This window comes from Paraburkholderia sp. SIMBA_030, from assembly GCF_046535245.1.
Taxonomy (GTDB): domain Bacteria; phylum Pseudomonadota; class Gammaproteobacteria; order Burkholderiales; family Burkholderiaceae; genus Paraburkholderia.
This window is the reverse complement of record NZ_JAWRXB010000755.1, coordinates 1-264: the sequence shown is the minus strand read 5'-3', so window position 1 is coordinate 264 and position 264 is coordinate 1. Positions and strand designations below refer to the sequence as shown.

Annotated in this window: 1 protein-coding gene; it reads right to left on the bottom strand. The window is 35.6% G+C overall.

Annotated features, from left to right (window positions below):
• Positions 1–59: 59 nt before the first annotated feature.
• The coding region (locus SB772_RS41990) for a hypothetical protein (protein ID WP_410838770.1) at positions 60–264 on the bottom strand (205 nt) is incomplete at its 5' end.

The window sequence follows — 264 nt, the reverse complement described above, 5'->3', positions numbered from 1 at the left end:
ATATGGTGATTAATATGTTATAACGTGATTTTTAGGGCTTTATTTCAAAATTCTTTTTCTTACTTCATTTTTTCATTGAGAAAACTAATGCATTTTTCAGTCACAGCCTTCAGATGTTCTGGCAGTTGATTTTCTATCCAGGGTTCCCTGGCTCCAAAGGTATGGTTGGCATTTTCAACAAGAAAAAGTTCAGAATTCGGATTCAAAATATGAAGATGCTCTGCCTGTCCGACATCTACTGCTTCATCTTGTGTTCCGTGAATA